Source organism: Mesorhizobium sp. L103C131B0, assembly GCF_000502275.1.
Lineage (GTDB): Bacteria > Pseudomonadota > Alphaproteobacteria > Rhizobiales > Rhizobiaceae > Mesorhizobium.
In genome coordinates, this window is sequence record NZ_AYXC01000066.1 from 1 (window position 1) to 311 (window position 311).

Consider the following 311-nt stretch of genomic DNA (forward strand, 5'->3'; position numbering starts at 1 on the left):
CCTCAGGAAAGCCGCCGCACGCAACATCCCCGAGCTTTGGGACGCAATCCGCGACGCCTTGCCACGCTTCACCGCGAGCAGTGCTCAACTACTTCTGCGCCGCAGGATACGAGCCTGAGTGATCAGATTCTGCTCTAGCGATGTCAGTTAACGGCGTTGGTTGGCGGGCGATCCTCTTCAAGCCGCCGACGACAGGGTGCCGCTGCTGATTGTCAGGCATCTTTCCTGCTGGACTAAAGCAGCCCGCGCGGAATGGTTTCGGACCATGCTCTTGCGAACACCTCGATTTCTTCCGGGCCTTCGGTGGCGCG

At 60.8% G+C, this 311-nt stretch carries 1 pseudogene; it reads left to right on the forward strand.

The features are described from left to right. Positions 1–122: pseudogene (locus tag X730_RS1000000169040) on the forward strand (IS630 family transposase); the annotation flags it as partial. Between the last annotated feature and the right edge of the window lie 189 nt (positions 123–311).